Annotated in this window: 15 protein-coding genes; 1 reads left to right on the forward strand and 14 read right to left on the reverse strand. The window is 45.4% G+C overall.

Annotated elements, in window-relative coordinates:
• The first annotated feature begins 201 nt into the window (after positions 1-201).
• The gene (locus ACMQ5W_RS18510) at positions 202-921 is read left to right on the forward strand and encodes a FadR/GntR family transcriptional regulator (RefSeq protein WP_419026442.1); all 720 of its coding nucleotides are present in this window, start codon (positions 202-204) and stop codon (positions 919-921) included.
• A 93-nt stretch (positions 922-1,014) separates the two neighbouring features.
• Here the strand turns inward: ACMQ5W_RS18510 and ACMQ5W_RS18515 are convergent, their stop codons facing one another.
• The 14 genes from ACMQ5W_RS18515 to ACMQ5W_RS18580 all read right to left on the reverse strand — a co-directional run bounded on the left by ACMQ5W_RS18515 (position 1,015) and on the right by ACMQ5W_RS18580 (position 15,423).
• A complete protein-coding gene (locus tag ACMQ5W_RS18515; protein WP_419026444.1) occupies positions 1,015-1,779 on the reverse strand; it encodes an enoyl-CoA hydratase/isomerase family protein in 765 nt (254 codons plus the stop codon).
• Between the two features lie 14 nt (positions 1,780-1,793).
• Positions 1,794-3,179 (reverse strand): aminopeptidase, encoded by a 1,386-nt coding sequence (locus ACMQ5W_RS18520; RefSeq protein WP_419026445.1) that lies wholly within the window; start codon positions 3,177-3,179, stop codon positions 1,794-1,796.
• Positions 3,180-3,251: 72 nt separating this feature from the next.
• Positions 3,252-4,715 carry a sodium/proline symporter gene (locus ACMQ5W_RS18525; protein ID WP_419026447.1) on the reverse strand — a complete coding sequence of 488 codons (1,464 nt, stop codon included), beginning with the start codon at positions 4,713-4,715 and terminating at the stop codon, positions 3,252-3,254.
• Positions 4,716-4,827: 112 nt separating this feature from the next.
• Positions 4,828-5,589: a creatininase gene (locus ACMQ5W_RS18530; protein ID WP_148491715.1), complete on the reverse strand. Its 762-nt coding sequence runs from the start codon at positions 5,587-5,589 to the stop codon at positions 4,828-4,830.
• Between the two features lie 246 nt (positions 5,590-5,835).
• On the reverse strand, positions 5,836-6,999 hold the full coding sequence (locus ACMQ5W_RS18535) for a PucR family transcriptional regulator (protein ID WP_419026449.1): 1,164 nt from the start codon (positions 6,997-6,999) through the stop codon (positions 5,836-5,838).
• A 294-nt stretch (positions 7,000-7,293) separates the two neighbouring features.
• Positions 7,294-7,488, reverse strand: coding sequence for a hypothetical protein (locus tag ACMQ5W_RS18540; protein ID WP_419026451.1), 195 nt, complete (start codon positions 7,486-7,488; stop codon positions 7,294-7,296).
• Between the two features lie 402 nt (positions 7,489-7,890).
• Positions 7,891-10,410 (reverse strand): ABC transporter permease, encoded by a 2,520-nt coding sequence (locus ACMQ5W_RS18545; RefSeq protein WP_419026452.1) that lies wholly within the window; start codon positions 10,408-10,410, stop codon positions 7,891-7,893.
• Positions 10,403-11,086 carry an ABC transporter ATP-binding protein gene (locus ACMQ5W_RS18550; RefSeq protein WP_419026453.1) on the reverse strand — a complete coding sequence of 228 codons (684 nt, stop codon included), beginning with the start codon at positions 11,084-11,086 and terminating at the stop codon, positions 10,403-10,405. The genes ACMQ5W_RS18545 and ACMQ5W_RS18550 overlap by 8 nt, the downstream gene beginning before the upstream one ends.
• Before the next feature lie 12 nt (positions 11,087-11,098).
• Positions 11,099-11,863, reverse strand: coding sequence for a TraX family protein (locus ACMQ5W_RS18555; RefSeq protein ID WP_419026454.1), 765 nt, complete (start codon positions 11,861-11,863; stop codon positions 11,099-11,101).
• Between the two features lie 99 nt (positions 11,864-11,962).
• A complete protein-coding gene (locus tag ACMQ5W_RS18560; RefSeq protein WP_419026455.1) occupies positions 11,963-12,892 on the reverse strand; it encodes a sensor histidine kinase in 930 nt (309 codons plus the stop codon).
• Complete coding sequence (locus ACMQ5W_RS18565; RefSeq protein ID WP_419026457.1) at positions 12,889-13,098, reverse strand: hypothetical protein; 210 nt, start codon at positions 13,096-13,098, stop codon at positions 12,889-12,891. The genes ACMQ5W_RS18560 and ACMQ5W_RS18565 overlap by 4 nt, the downstream gene beginning before the upstream one ends.
• A 20-nt stretch (positions 13,099-13,118) precedes the next feature.
• The gene (locus ACMQ5W_RS18570; protein WP_419026458.1) at positions 13,119-13,784 is read right to left on the reverse strand and encodes a response regulator transcription factor; all 666 of its coding nucleotides are present in this window, start codon (positions 13,782-13,784) and stop codon (positions 13,119-13,121) included.
• 178 nt (positions 13,785-13,962) lie between these two features.
• Positions 13,963-14,733, reverse strand: a complete 771-nt coding sequence (locus ACMQ5W_RS18575) for an SDR family NAD(P)-dependent oxidoreductase (protein ID WP_419026460.1) — start codon at positions 14,731-14,733, stop codon at positions 13,963-13,965.
• A 456-nt stretch (positions 14,734-15,189) separates the two neighbouring features.
• Positions 15,190-15,423 carry a DUF3784 domain-containing protein gene (locus ACMQ5W_RS18580; RefSeq protein WP_148491705.1) on the reverse strand — a complete coding sequence of 78 codons (234 nt, stop codon included), beginning with the start codon at positions 15,421-15,423 and terminating at the stop codon, positions 15,190-15,192.
• Between the last annotated feature and the right edge of the window lie 11 nt (positions 15,424-15,434).

A 15,434-nucleotide genomic window follows, 5' to 3' on the forward strand; every position in this document is an offset into this window, starting at 1 on the left:
CCATTATGACAACATTCTACTCTTAAATCGCAATCAAGTCAACATTTTTAACATTTTTTAATTTATTTTCACAAGATATTTGTGGTATGTCAGATATGATTATTCATTTAATCATAAATAATACCAGAATTCTGTTGAGCCTGGTATCTGAATATGTTACAATACATGCATAGAAACGATAGCATCAGAAAGGGGATATTCATGAAATTTAAAGAATTGGTCACTCCGTCTTTGACGGATTTGTTTATAAAGGAATTACAGAGAATGATTCTCTCTGGCGAACTGAAAATCGGAGACAAGCTTCCCACAGAACGGGAGCTCAGCGAGAATATGAAAGTCAGCAGAGCCGTAGTGAACGGCGGTCTCAACCAGCTCGCTGAAATGGGGTTTATCCGTATCGCGCCGCGAAAAGGTGCATATGTCAATGATTATATCGAAAGCGGCAATATGGAAGTCCTGGTCGGCATCATGGAATATAACGGGTGGCGATTTACACCAGAATACCTGGAGCCGCTGCTTCAGTTCCGCAGCAGCAATGAGCCGTATTTTATGGAGCTTGCCGCCGGTCATGCGGATTCTCCCTATCTTATGGAGGTTCCGGACATACTCGCCCGCCTGAGAGAAAACCCGACCCATCAGAATGCAGGGCAGCTTGTCTTTCTTTTCTATCACAAAACAGCGCTTGCCAGCGGAAACATCATATTCCCTCTGATTCTGCGCACCTTTGACCAAGTTTACCAATCGATGGTAAGCGTCATAGCGCAGCTGGGGTTTCTCGCAGGTCTGACTGCAGATTTGGAAGCCATCTATGAGGCCATCCGCAAAGGACGGCAGCAGGATGCAAAAGAAGCAGATCTTCTCTGTATCGCACATACCCGTTCATGGATCAACTCCCATTATAAACCAGGGGATATTTTTTAGTATTCTTTACGTTCAGAACGGAAAATCGGGAACTGACCAGATACAAAAAAAGAAACGGCATCAATTTTGATGCCGTTAATCGGTTATCTATCTTTACTTTTTTCGAAAACACGCCGGCCGCTTTTCTAAAAAAGCCTGCATGCCTTCTTTCTGATCTTCCGTATCGAACAGTTTTGCCCACTCCTGCCACTCATAGTCGATTGCAGCATGACGATCCGTTTCTTTCAGCCCATGTTCGATGACACGCTTTACCGCTGCCAGTGCAAGAGGCGCGTTCTTTGCCGTTTTCTCGGCAAAGTCCTGTGCAAAATCCAGTACCGATCCCTCCTCGATGACACGATTGATCAGCCCGATTCTGCAAGCTTCTTCGGCTCCGATCTTCATACCTGAAAAAATCAGTTCTTTCGCCTTGGCTTCGCCCACCAGCTTTGGCAGTCTGACACTGCCGCCCGCCCCGGGGAATACACCCAGGCTCACCTCTGGAAATCCAACCTTTGCCCTTTTGTCCGCAAATCGTATATCTGTCGCCAATGCCAGTTCGAGACCGCCACCCAGGGCATAACCTTCGATGGCGCTGATTGTGGGAATCGGCAGAGATTCTATCTTGTTATAGGTCGGTGAATAAGGAAAAGCTCTGACATCCTGTCCATTGCAGTTCACCATCTCGCTGATATCTGCTCCGGCGGCAAAATTTTTCGCACTATAGAAGATGACGGCTCGAATCTGCTCATCCTGCCTGACGTTCTCAACAAGAGCGTCTATTTCTCTGATCGTATCACAGTTCAACGCATTGAGTACCTTGTCCCTGTGAATACTGATGATCGCAATATGGTTCTTTACCTTTATCTCTGCTAACATGATCCGTCCTCCTTTTAGCTCATATTCTGCAGAAACGCCTGATATCCTCTGACTGCTTCATAGATGTCTGCTTTACTGGACACTTCCATCGGTGCGTGCATGCACAGGATTGCCAAGCCGCTGTCGATGACCTCCATGCCGTAATTCGCCATGATCCAGGCGATGGTTCCGCCTCCGCCGGCATCGACTTTTCCCAGTTCCGCCGTCTGGAACATGACGCCCGCATCATCCATGACCTTTCGAATCTCGGCCATATATTCCGCATTGGCGTCGCTGGAGCTTCCCTTTCCTCCTGAACCTGTGTACTTGTTGAACACCAAGCCCTTGCCGAAGAAAGCAGAGTTCTTCTTTTCGAAAACATCTGCATAGAGCGGGTCGTAGGCCGCGCTGACATCAGAAGACAACATCTTGGAGTTCTGCAGACAACGGCGCAGAGAAATGTCTGTAGTGCAGCCACAGAGCTGCAGCACTTCCGCGGTGGCATTCTCAAAGAAACGAGACTGCATACCGCTGGCGCCGTAGCTGCCGATTTCTTCTTTGTCCACCAAGATGCAGCAGGACGTTCTTTTCGGTGTTTCCTCCATTTCTAAGATAGCCATCAGGGAAGTGAAGGCACAAATCCGGTCATCCTGTCCATAGGCCAGAATCATACTGCGGTCAAAACCCAGATCCCTAGCTCTCCCTACAGGTACGATTTCCAATTCGGCTGACAAGAAATCGTCCTCTTTGATCTGATACTTTTCTTCAAGCAGTTTCAACATGTTGGCTTTCACTGCATCTTTTTCCTCATCTGGGAGAGGAACACTGCCGATGAGCAGGTCCAGGTTTTCTCCTTCGATGACTACTCCCGCTTTCTTTTCCATCTGTTTTTTTGACAGATGAACCAAAATATCCGTAATGGTAAATACCGGATCATTGTCGTCCTCTCCGATATTGACCTCTGCCTTGGTTCCATCTTTTCTGACAATCACACCGTGAATGGCCAAAGGAATCGTCACCCACTGATATTTCTTGATGCCACCGTAATAATGGGTATCCAGATAAGCGAGACCGTCCTTTTCGTAGAGAGGATTCTGCTTGATGTCGATACGCGGTGAATCAATATGCGCTCCCAGAATGTTCATCCCCTTTTCGAGAGGTTCCTCTCCGATATGGTAAAGAGCCAGCGTCTTTTCGTTATACACGGCGTAAATTTTGTCGCCAGGATGCAGCGTTTTGCCTTCAGCTGCAAAATCTTTCAGATGCCGATATCCGGCTTCTTCTGCCATCTTAATAGATAAGCGCACACATTCACGTTCTGTTTTTCCGATGTCGATACAGCCTTTGTAGCGATTCGTTACCGCCTCCATTTCCGCAAGTTGTTTTTCTCCGTAAATTTCCCATAAGCTTTTTTCGTTCATACTGATATTAAGTTCCTTTCCAAGTCTGATACCTATATTGTACCACTTTTTTGGTAAATAAAAGCGATTAGTTTATATTTCTTTTCGTATCAGCTTTTGGTAGTGTTCGAACCCACGGGTAATTTCCGCATCCGGACCACCAGTCATTTTGCTCACGGCAAACAAAACAATGGTGCTGGCAATCCAGCCTGGAAATACTTCGAACAGATAGTTAGACAGGCCTGAATAAAACCAGATGATGACTACGATCATGCCGACGAAAATACTGGCCACAGCGCCTTTATAGTTGATTTTGTTCCCGTAAAGACTGGCAATCACAGTCGGACCGAAGGAGGCTCCCAGACCGGAAGCTGCAAACATGGCGATGGTGTGTACGCTGCCGCCGTTAAAGGCCAGATAGTAAGCCAGCAGGGCAATGACAATCATAGCGATTTTTTCTATCTTGACTACTTTGCGGTCGTCATCTATATGCATGTACCTCTTCACCACGCTGCCTCCCAGAGATGCCGTCGCTACGATCAGATAGGCGCAGACGGATGATAGAATCGCTGCCATCACTGCAGCCGCCATCAGAGCAAAGATCGCGTTGTCAAAATATTTTTCGGAGAGAACCAGGAAAACCTGTTCTGGGTCCTCTATATCGGGAACGATGGCTCTTCCTGCAAGACCAATCATTGAGGCGCCGCCCAGAGCTGCACAGCCCCAGACTGTAGCAATCAATGCAGAGTCTTTGATTTCCTCCGGGTCTCTGATTGCCATCAGACCAGTCAGTGCATGCACCATGCCCGGATACATGAACCCGATGCCTACGCCTCCAGAAATCAGAACGACGATTTCTACGATATCTGTCTTACCTGATAAAAACTGGAACAGGTCTGGGTCCTGCAGCACTACATTCTGTGCGATTTCGTCAAAACCTCCATAACTGAAGATTGCATACAGTGGTACCAGCAGCAAGGCGATGAACATCAGAGAACCCTGGATCAGATTGCTCCAGCTCACTGCCATATATCCGCCAAGAAAAGTATAGAAAGCGACGATGATAACACCTACGGTCACTGCCACAGTAAAGTCGACACCGAATGCCGCCTGTATCAGTTTGCCGCAGCCGATCAGTTCCCCAGAGGAATTGATGATCATCAATACGACGATGGACAGTCCCGAAATCAGCCCGACGATGCCCTTCTTGTCTCCCGTTCTTTTTTCAAAATACTCCACCACGGATACTGTGTCATAGCTTTCCGTGGCGATGCGCAGCCTCTTTGCTAAAATGATCCAATTAAACAAAGAACCTCCCATCCATCCAATCAAGGTCCAGACAACGCCAAAGCCGTATGTAAAAGCCAGTCCCGGCATAGCTAAAAGCATCCAGCCGCTGGTCGATGAGGACTGGGTGGATATTCCGGCAATCCACTTGTTGTTGCTTCTGGCAGCCAAGTTGTATTCGGCATAGGACTTGGCTTTCTTAGAGGTATAAACGCCGATGCTAAGCAAGACGGCAAAATATAAGATCAACACGATAATTCTTGTAATCATAACGCCCTCCTATCTCTTCAAAAAATTCATCAGCGCGATTAGAAACCCGCCCCACAACGGAGCAGTAAAAATAACGATAGTAAAACCTCCTGGCATATTGCTCCCTCCAATCTTATCTGAATTCATCTCTTACGATCGGGATTAACGTTTTCAGCAGTTCCTTCCAGATTCGCTCTCCTTTTTCCTTTGTCGCCAAGGTGGCTTTCCAGAGGCTGCCGCTCTTCGTAGTAAATCTCGCTTCTATTGGCAGTGCATCGTAGAAAGTGCATTGTTCCGGTCCATCGTCCACAGCTCGCTCCATCATCACCAGTTCCGGTGCGATGTGCAGCAAAATAGCCGTCTCAAACATAGCCGCATGCTCCACGCCCCATCCTGGGAATCCTTCAGGATATAAGAAGCGCATGGTTTCCTCGTCAAAGCTGTCAAATGGCGTCTCCATAATCAAAACCTTGACGTCTGTGCGCGTGCCACGTTCTGTCGCCCTGAAAGCTGCTTCATAGAGAAAGTTGGAATTCTCCATATGCCAGTTGAACAAGACGATTTTCTTAAAACCGTGGCGGATAAATTCTCTGATCAAATCTTCTACTTGATGGATAAAAGTAATCCCTCCAATAGAGGTCGTACCGACGAAGCCCTGTCCGCCCCCGCTCTGCGGCCTGGAATTGGTTCCATAAGCGACTGGCGGCGCCACCAGCATGTCAGTTTTTTCAGCGATGTCCAGGCATAACTCTGTCGGGATTAGGAAATCAGTAGCCAGCGGCAGATGATATCCATGCTGCTCCATGGCTCCCACAGGAATCATGACACCAAAACCGCCCTCCACGGCTTTCTGCACCTCCGGCCAGGTCAGCTCCCACATTTTTTTCGTTCTCATTATCATACATAGCTCCTTTCCATTTTTCTATTGGAATCATTCTAACACCGACGGATTTCTAAAATATTTTAAATTCTGCATGTAAAATTCGAAAAATTTGAATCAAAAAAGAGCTGTCGCACTAAGATAGATGCACTGCTCCTTCTTCTTACCAGTATGGCCTGGGGAGGCTGCGCGGTCTGCAGAATGATGAATGAACATTGGGTCTGCCCCCACCCCAGGCTTTTTTCTAATTATCTATGCGGTCTACAGTTTTTGTAAAATTTCATCGTGCAATATCCAATTGCTGTATACTGCAGCCCTCGCATCTGCATAAAACTCGTTGGCATTTTTGTATTTCAGGAGGTCATGAATTTTGTTCATTCGATACCGCACCGTAGTCTCATGGATGAATAGCTTTTGACATACAGAGGTGTAATCACCGCCAGATACGATAAACAATTCCAAAACTCTGACTAGATCCAGCTTATTCTCACCATCATACTGCAAAATCGGTTCATAAAATTTACGCCAATATAATTCCAGCAAGGAATCGTTTTTCATCGCCAAAAGCAACGCAAAAACACCCAGATCGTCATAACCGCACAGGTTTTTTTCAGAAAACCTGCCGAAAGCTTCAGCATATATGCTCTCCAAGATGGCCGTTTTGACGCACTCCAGGTTGGTGTGAAAACGGCTGACACCTACATGATAAGCGGCAAAGGAATGTTTCGCCTTGCTGATGAACATTTTCTTCTTTTTATCAATGGAAGCTTTGTCGTCAGATGAGGCGACATAGAGAAGTCCGTTAAAGAGCGGTAATAAAAGGTCGCTTTGATCGACCTTAAAGATATTTCGCGATATTACTTCATCCGTGGAAAGGTAAACTGCCTGCATATTTTCCGCCAGATCAGGGATGATATCCAGAATATGCTTACGGATGATTTCTTCATTTAAATTGCTGCTGAGAATCCGCTGAAGATTCGCTACGTGAACCTGGGCGATTTCGTCTTTCAAAATAAGATCGATAATGCTGTAATTCAGTGCAGTAAAGCCATAGTCATCATCAATTGCGATGATCGGTATGTTGTAGAGGTCAGCTCTGCGCAAAACTTCTTCATCAAGAAAAGGCAATACCTCTTTATGGGTAATCAGCCCGCTTCCTTTCGTCCGGCGCATAAATTCAATTTCTTCATACAGTTTTTCCTTCTGATCACGGAAAACATAGAGTTTAGACACATAAAGATCCCCCGGTCTTACAACTTCATAACAATAATCCCGGTGATCGACAAAAGGTTTCTCAATCGTTGCAATTCTTCGTACAGTTTTATTCAGCCCCTTCTTTCCTGCTGCTACCACTGCATCCGTCATTTCATCTAAGTGTAGAATATCGTTCACTGTAACCGCCATCATACCCTCCATTACTATCATTTTCGCTCAGAAGTTTTCCTGTCAACAATTCTACACTATATTCAGAATATTTCAAACCATTTTCTGCTGATTATGCAAATAATCTCGCAAAGCACACTTTTGTTGTATTGACCAATATGGGAATGAGACTGATACCAGAATTTGGAGTAGTGATACATGGAGATACTGTTGGTATAATGGTAATGTCCTCCTAGTTAAATTGAAACGAGGACATGTGTGTGTTTAGACACCCGACGCGTTGTATGTTCGGGTGTCCTTTCATATTTATGCCTATAAACAGGTATCCCTCTGTTCTCAGCTTTCCAACCACTTCGAAAACTCCAGACCATCACAGAATCCGCTTTTGTACACATCATCTATGATTCTTCTCAAAATATCCTGTGCCTGCAGATCATCCAGGTACTCTTTTAACTCATCGACTCCCTCTTGAACGATATTTCCATATGGATTAAAGTAATAGGTCTGCGTCGGCTTGCTCATTTTCTTCATTTCAAACCCTCCCTTGTTCTTATGTGGATTCGCTCTCATTCAAAGTTGTGGCTACTCGATATAGTATCATGTGTAAATACCCAGAGCCAGCTTTTGACGGTACTATAATCATATTATCTGCAATTAGGAACCTTTAAAATATAGTTCGCTGAGGACTATTCAGATATGAACCTATTCTAAAGGCATGATGAAGCGGTCTTAACTTTTAACACAAAGAAAAGGACGCAATCTCAACGACTGCGCCTTTTCCTGCGATATTTAATTAAGAAAGAACGTTCAAAAGAAATTATTTTCTGTAACCCTATCTCCTTTTGACACTTTTAGTATAGCAAGCTTTTGTGACGTTTCTGTTAAGAAATCTTATCGCTTTGGTGTCAATTTTTATCATCATATCAACAAAGTCTAATCGCTTCTCAGCCTCTCCACAATGGTCTCCTTGCTCATTCGCAGGTAGTTATATACTGGCACTGCAATGGCAATCAAAACCATCAGTGGCAGGCTGACAAAGCTGGCAAGGAGACTTGGATGATAACTGAAGAAGAATGCTCTGCCAATAGTATTAAAAATCATCGGTCTCGCGATGGCCATACCGACTGTATCTGCCAGCAACACCGCCGCCAAAAGATAAATCAGTCCTTCTATAATCAGCATCTTCCTGATCTGCCTCTGGGTCTGTCCCACTGCTTCAAGGAGTGCCAGCTCTCTGCGTCTGGCCATGATGGTGACAGAGGATGTGTTGAAAAAGTTCAGCAGTCCAATAGCAAAGAGCACAGCTGACAGCAAGGCCAAAATCAGGTAATACTTCTCAGAAAAGCCTTTGCACTGTTCCAATACGGCTAATCTCGACTCCACGTATAGAGTCGGTTTTGCATCCTCAACCCGGCCTGATAGCCATTGGTCAAAAGCTTCCTCTCTTCCTTCTTTCACATCAATACCTGCCATCATGGCATTTTCGTTGCCGCCCAAGGCGCTATATTCTGACACTGGCAGATAAAATGAACCGTCAAAGATAGTCTCTTTTGCCCCAAATCGGTAGGACAAATCATATGGCATCCAGCCAATCGCAAGCAAAGTATATTCTTTACCGTTTTTCAGCTCCAATGTAACCTTATCTCCCGGATCGTAGAAAGTTCCAAAGCCCTGAACCAGGTCGCTGACGATGACATAGTCGCCTGTGGCAAACTCGTCGTAGGACGGCTTCTCTCCCGTGAACATCATTTTTTCATAGGCATCTCTGTTGATTCCCATAACGTGGGCAAAGGCTTCCCCGCTGGCAAGATATTTCCTCTCTTTTTTCAGCTGATACCCCTTAATGTATTTTTCCTTTTCGGCCTGATCTATGATCTTTGCAAGATTCTCATATCCCTTATCATCCAGCGGATAACTGATGTCCTCGTTATAGATCAATGCGACCTTCTCTGTATCTTCCTGCGTCGAAACCTCCTCAATAAATTCCGGTGTCACTGCATTCATATTGGAGGAATATGCACTGTGGGTGATTCCTGAAACGTCAAAGTCATAAGAGCAGTAAATGTTCAAGAATTGATCGTAGTCGAAACTTTTGCTGATGGAATAAGAAGCATTGAGAAGTGTCATGGGCAGAGCCAAGGATATCACTACCAACACGGCTTTTTTCCACGAACGTCTCATGTTGCTAAACGCCATAAACAGCGGTGTCGTTTTGCCAGTCTTTTTTCTTGATTTTCTGTTTTCTTCTTCCAAATTCATCCGCACTGCATCCACAGGTGAAATCTTCGCGACGATGCGCGCCGGCATCTGACAGCCAATATAGACTGTGAGAGCGGCAAACAAACCCGCGATGATAAAAATCAGTGGATTGACAGAAGGCTGCACAGGGATGACGCCCATTACAGAGTTATCCGAAAGGAGATAAGGTGTCATCCCGAGACCGATAAAATATCCAATCAGCAATCCCAACGGAATGCCAATGACAGAAAGGGTCATTGCCTGCCTGCGGACGATGGATTTCAGCTGTCTGCCCGTGGTTCCGATATTCTTCAAAAGTCCATAAGTTCTAATATCGCTATTGACAGAAATACGGAATACGTTATAGATAATCAGATAACCAGAGGCAAATATGATCAGTATCATAGCGATCACTGTATCCAGAGGGAAGGCATCGTCTGCGAAGAAATCGTAAGCAGAATTAGAATAAATTCTGCTGTATACATCGCTGAAGTGGTATTGACGTTCCATTTCATTCACGATGTCCTCCAGGTGAAAGATACTCTCACACCATATATATAGACTGTAAGTGCCCTCTGTTTTTCCCTTTTCGATGGAGGTGAGATCAGCCTTTGTGACTTTATCTTCACAAAATGCCTTCGACACCCATACGTTTTGTACCGAGGAAAGAGGGTCGCCTCTCCAGTATCCACTGAGGACAAACTCCTGCCTCTCTTGTTTTCCGTCAACGCCATACTGTAATTTCACTTTCGTCCCCACTTCCCGAGGCAGCCCCAAAAGGTCCAAGGTGATGGTGCTCAACGCAACTTCATTGTACTTTGTTGGCATCTTTCCTTGAACAGGACTGCAGAGCACTGCTTCAGCTCCCTTTTCATCTGTGTACTTCATATCTGTAGCTGAATTGACAAATTCCTGATTCGTAACTGTGCCGAGCATAATGCTGTAGCCAGACTCTTTTATCTTTCCAAATTTAGAAGCTTCAGCGAATTTTTCATATGTCATATTGTCAATTGTAATATGACTCGTATTGGCGTTCATGCGCACTTCCTGCTGCTGGGTGGATTTCATCATAGACAGCAGGGCTGAAAAGAGGGAAGTAAACATGACGGTCGTCATGATGATCGCAATGATGGCGATGATATTTCTGCCCCGATTCACCTGCATGAAGCGCTTTGCAACACTGCGAATCGTCTTTTTACTGTCTACTTTAATCACGGCTGTCACCCCCGCTTACGATTCTGCCATCTTCAATGCGCACGATGCGGTCTGCCATCTGGGCAATTTCTTCATTATGGGTGATGATAACCATGGTCTGGTGAAACCGCTGGCTTGTCACTTTGAGAAGGCCCAACACATCCTGACTGGTTTTACTGTCCAGATTTCCTGTCGGCTCATCGGCCAGGATGATCGTCGGCTTGCTGGCCAGAGCCCTTGCAATGGCCACTCTCTGCTGCTGTCCGCCCGAAAGCTTGTTTGGAAGCCTTTGCAGTTTATCGGATAATCCCAGAATGCTGATGATTTCATCAGTATATGCAGTATCAGCCACTTTGCCGTCCAGTCCTACGGGCAGCAAAATGTTTTCTTCAACGTTCATCATGGGAACCAGGTTATAGCTTTGAAAGACAAAACCGATGTTTCGGCGACGAAAAATAGTCAATTCGTCATTTGTCATCTTGGACAATTCATTGCCGTCTACTGTAACGGACCCCGACGTTGGTTTGTCCAAGCCCCCCAGCATGTGGAGCAGCGTTGATTTCCCACTGCCGCTGGTTCCCACCACAGCAAGGAATTCTCCCTTCTCTACTGATAAACTGACCCCGTCCAGGGCACGCACTTCGGTATCCCCGCTGCCGTAGACTTTTCTTAAATCTTTTGCCTGCAAAATAATCATCTGAAACCTCCCTTACATAAACGCCGGTATCACTGCCAACTTTGTCACCAGTGCCAAGACCAGCAAATGACATGGGTAAAATAGATAGAAAAAATACTTCAGCTTCATTCCCCGCCTGCCATTATAAAAATAGATTGCGATGAGAGGCAGTGCAGCCAGCACTTGATTGAGATCGAAGCTCTCGCTGAACACCATCATGATGGCGATCTGCAGTGCAAAGACGGCTGCGCATTTTCCCAACCGCTTGTCTCGCAAAAGGTAAAACAACACCATCATGAGCACACCGTAATAGCTTCCGTCAAATTTCAAATAATAGGTGGCTGCCGCCATGACAATAGGCGCGGCAATCGCAATGAGTTTTTCTTCTTTGAAACGCTCCATTACAGTCAAAACCAAAAGCCCCGCTGCTAAAGTGAAAAAGACATTTTGCTGTGCCAGATCAAAAGCTGAGGTTCCGGATGCCAGATCATAAGGCACCTCCGAAATTATCGCAAATAAAAAGAGTCTTGTCAAATAATGCTTCACATCTCTAGTATAGACAAAACCTTCCACGATCAGAAAGCAGAAAATCGGCATGGAAATACGCCCGATTGCGTGAAAAGTTTCGTAACAATTAATGATGATTTGAAACTGCGCATCGGTAAAAGCGGAATAGGGGGCGTTCATAATGACCCCTTCCAGTACAATATCCCCGAAGTGGTTGATAAACATCGCCGTAATGGCGATCCATTTTAATGTGCTTCCTGTAAGAAAGCCCTGATTCTTCTCTTGCAGCATGTTCTTCTGTCCTCCCCGTCATATAACAAAAATAATCTGTATTGCTTTTCTACAATACAGACTATATCGAACAAAAGTATCAGGCTAGTTTCTCAATTATTACACTTTTGATATATTTCCTTTCAGTTCTGGCACAAAGACGGAAAAGCAAGAACCCAAGCCCGGCTTGGAAGTTACTTTGATGTATCCGCCTTCAGATTCAATGATCTGGCGAGTCAGATATAATCCCAGCCCCACGCCATCTTTTTCTGCCGCCTGGCTGCCGCGATAAAAGCGGCCAAATATTTTCGGAATCTCCTCTTCCTCCATACCGCTGCCGTTGTCTTTGATATCAATTCTGGCAAATAACTGGTATGCGGTGATAGAAACTTCTATCCTGCCGCCTTCTGCCGTATATTTGATTGCGTTATCCAAAATATTGAAACAGGCTTCCCTGGTCCACTTGGGATCACAGAAGGCAACCTGCTGTGGCTCTCCCCGCACAAAGATCAGATCAATGCCCTTATCCTCGGCCTTCTGCCTGCCCTGCTCACAGACAGATTCCATCAATCCGCACAAATCGCATTCTGCAGCCTGGGTTTTGATGATGCCTGTCTCCAATCTTGACGTTTTGACCAGAGACTGAAGGAGAAAATCCAGCTTCTCAGCCTGTTTGCGGATGGCCCTTACTTTTTCTTCCTGTGGGTTTCCCGCCATCTCTTCTTCCAACAATTCGCTGTAGATCATGATGTTCGAAAGGGGTGTGACAGTCTGATGGGAGATGTCAGATATCAAAGTCTGAATCCTCCCATTCTGCTCCTGCAGGTTTTCTTCACTGAGGATGCTGTCAGTGAGGAATCGTTTCATTGAATTCTCTATAGAGGAAAGCATACTCTCGTCAATCAGCTCCGGCTGAAAATGTCCGTTTCCCGCATCCTCCAGCATCTTCCCCATTCGCCGCAGAAGCAGTTTCTGGCTGTGCCTTTGATATAAAACACAAGCTAAAAGCGCTGCGATCATTATCCCACCGAGAATATAGAACAGGCTCATTTCAGCTTCCTCTTCAATACCCTGGCAATCAGGAGTAAGATGAGGCAGGGTACTAAAAATACGATACTGTAGAATATCACATGGTAATAAAATGGCAGGGCAAACATCTGATAAGTCTTATATTTTGCCCATAAAGTCAGGGCAAATCCCGCGATCAAGAGGACACATATTATATATAAAATCTTAGGGTAAATCTCTTTTTTCACGATACACTTTCCTCCACTCTTCATTGAAAGCTGTAGCCGATGCCGTAGACGGTTTTGATATGCTGTGGGTCTGCCGCATCTTCTCCCAATTTGTCCCGAAGCCTTTTGATGGTGACAGTCAGGGCATGTCCGTCCACATATTCACTATCGCCGTCCCACACGCAGTCGATCAACAGTTCACGCGTCACGGTTTTCCCCTTGTTCTCCACCAAAATGCGCAAAAGCTTCTGCTCTGTCTTGCTCAGTTCTACAGGCTCGCCGCAGACCTGGAAAATCATCCTATCAAAGTCAAAGAAAAAATTGCCTTCTGCAATCGCGTGTTTTTCTTCTTTCCGCAATTGAACGCCGACTCTGGCCCTGAGCACCATAAGACTGAAAGGCTTCGTGATATAATCGTCAGCACCTGATTCCAAGCCTGTGACGATATCTGATTCCATGTTATTGGCTGTCAGCAAGATAATTTTGACTCGTCGTCCGGCGGCTTTTGCTTCTCGAAGGAGAGAAAGGCCGCTGCCATCAGGAAAGTTGATATCCAGGATTACCAGATCAGGGTTCTCATTTTCCATGGCATCCCTCGCTTCTGCCAGGGTATAACTCTGCAGAAATTCCCGCCCTTCTTCACGCAAGCTCAGCTTGATGCCCTCGTTCAATTGTCTGTCGTCTTCTGCAATCAAAATTTTCGCCATATTATCGTTCTCCTCTGTTATTTATATTGTACACTTTTGTAATGTGCCAGTAAAGAAATTTCTGCTGGTATGCCTAGAGGAGGGCTGCCAAATATAGTATTTTTCAAGCTCCATTTAAGTTATTAGATTAAGTCAGACTGGCTCAATGATGAAGCAGCAGCAAGAGGCATCAATTTTTTTACAGAAACGCGCCGTTGCAGACCTGCAGCACCTGCCCTTTCACATGGCGACCCATTTTGCTGGCCAGATACAGACAGGCATATGCCTGATCGAGAGGATCGCATTCCGGCCCAGGAAAGTAAACGAAGTGACCGCTGTGCGCAAGCATCTTCGCGCCCCCAGGCTGTTCGCCTTTTCGATTAGCCAGATGAGCAGGTGTCACCGTAGCGCCGGGAGCCACGGCATTACAGCGAATGTTGGTTTCGATCAACCGCATCGCCACATTTTTTGTCAAAGTGTTCAGTGCCCCTTTTGTCGAAGTATAGGTCGCACCGCAGAACGGGCGCGTTCCATTGACGGAAGAAATATTGATGATGACACCGTCATTCTTTGGCATAAAAATCTTCAGAGCCTCTCTGATATAACGCATCGGACCGCCTAAGTTGGTGTTCATCACCTGCATCATCCAGTCGTCATCTGTATCGTCAATCATCTTCTGTTCCCCGATTCCGGCGTTGTTGATGAGAATATCCACATCACCAAATTTGTCCAGTGCCTTTGCAAAGACCTTTTCCGTATCTTCTGATGAGCACACATCTGCAGTGACGCCGACGGCTTTCCCGCCTTTATCTCGAATGCCATTTACCACATTATCCAGTTGCTCACTCCCGCGGGCAGTCAGAACCACTGATGCGCCTTCCTCGGCAAATAACTCCGCCATAGTCTGCCCCATTCCATAGCTGGCGCCTGTGATGATTGCAACTTTTCCCTTTAACATTTCCTTTTCCATTTTTTCATTTCCTTTCTTGCTCGACAAAATCACTTCATTTGATCTATCTCCTAATGGCATTATAGGTTGGTTTTTATCAAATGTAAAATACCTATATGAAATATGTAAGCATACGTTTTAAGCATGGATAAAGTTGCTGATTCAATAAATGTGCTTGCACGTTATCCCCTATTCAATCAAAAAATGCTAATAACGCCTAAAATTTTCCCGGCTGCAAAGGGAGTATCTCTGCTTCGATGGCTGTAACCGTTGAAACTTCGTTACGGATTTTGCTGACTTTGCGGCTGCATGCAAATTTTTTAGGTGTTTTTGAGTATTTTTAGCAAAATGGCGGGTAAAACCGTTGTCTTTCACAATACATCACAGAAATTGATTCTCTGCGTGGCATCGCCCTTTCCTGCGTAAAAAAAACTCCGCATTTCTGCAGAGTTTTTGTCGTCTTTCTGTGTCAGCTTTCTATTTGATCATTCCCAATTCTCCAATCAGGATAAAGATGCCCGCTAGGATACAGGCGATACCGGCCAGCATTTCTCGTCTGCCAATCCGGTTGGCATAAGCCTCTTCGTCCATCTCTTTTCGCTTTCTATCCACAAGATTTTGAACCATATCATAGCGTTTTTTCACCTTGATCATATATCCAGTCACTGTAAAAATAATCCCCAGCGCTAAGAACAATATTCCGATAATCACTGTACATTCCT

Source organism: Emergencia sp., from assembly GCF_048465375.1.
In the GTDB taxonomy this organism is placed as follows: Bacteria; Bacillota; Clostridia; order Peptostreptococcales; family Anaerovoracaceae; genus Senimuribacter.

Excerpts from the sequence above, each read along its gene's own strand:
- ACMQ5W_RS18555 (WP_419026454.1), bottom strand. The coding sequence starts at position 11,863 with ATGCTGCAAGAGAAGAATCAGGGCTTTCTTACAGGAAGCACATTAAAA.
- ACMQ5W_RS18510 (WP_419026442.1), top strand. The coding sequence starts at position 202 with ATGAAATTTAAAGAATTGGTCACTCCGTCTTTGACGGATTTGTTTATA.
- ACMQ5W_RS18525 (WP_419026447.1), bottom strand. The coding sequence starts at position 4,715 with ATGATTACAAGAATTATCGTGTTGATCTTATATTTTGCCGTCTTGCTT.
- ACMQ5W_RS18570 (WP_419026458.1), bottom strand. The coding sequence starts at position 13,784 with ATGGCGAAAATTTTGATTGCAGAAGACGACAGACAATTGAACGAGGGC.
- ACMQ5W_RS18560 (WP_419026455.1), bottom strand. The coding sequence starts at position 12,892 with ATGAGCCTGTTCTATATTCTCGGTGGGATAATGATCGCAGCGCTTTTA.
- ACMQ5W_RS18540 (WP_419026451.1), bottom strand. The coding sequence starts at position 7,488 with ATGAAGAAAATGAGCAAGCCGACGCAGACCTATTACTTTAATCCATAT.
- ACMQ5W_RS18520 (WP_419026445.1), bottom strand. The coding sequence starts at position 3,179 with ATGAACGAAAAAAGCTTATGGGAAATTTACGGAGAAAAACAACTTGCG.
- ACMQ5W_RS18530 (WP_148491715.1), bottom strand. The coding sequence starts at position 5,589 with ATGAGAACGAAAAAAATGTGGGAGCTGACCTGGCCGGAGGTGCAGAAA.
- ACMQ5W_RS18550 (WP_419026453.1), bottom strand. The coding sequence starts at position 11,086 with ATGATTATTTTGCAGGCAAAAGATTTAAGAAAAGTCTACGGCAGCGGG.
- ACMQ5W_RS18575 (WP_419026460.1), bottom strand. The coding sequence starts at position 14,733 with ATGGAAAAGGAAATGTTAAAGGGAAAAGTTGCAATCATCACAGGCGCC.
- ACMQ5W_RS18535 (WP_419026449.1), bottom strand. The coding sequence starts at position 6,999 with ATGATAGTAATGGAGGGTATGATGGCGGTTACAGTGAACGATATTCTA.
- ACMQ5W_RS18515 (WP_419026444.1), bottom strand. The coding sequence starts at position 1,779 with ATGTTAGCAGAGATAAAGGTAAAGAACCATATTGCGATCATCAGTATT.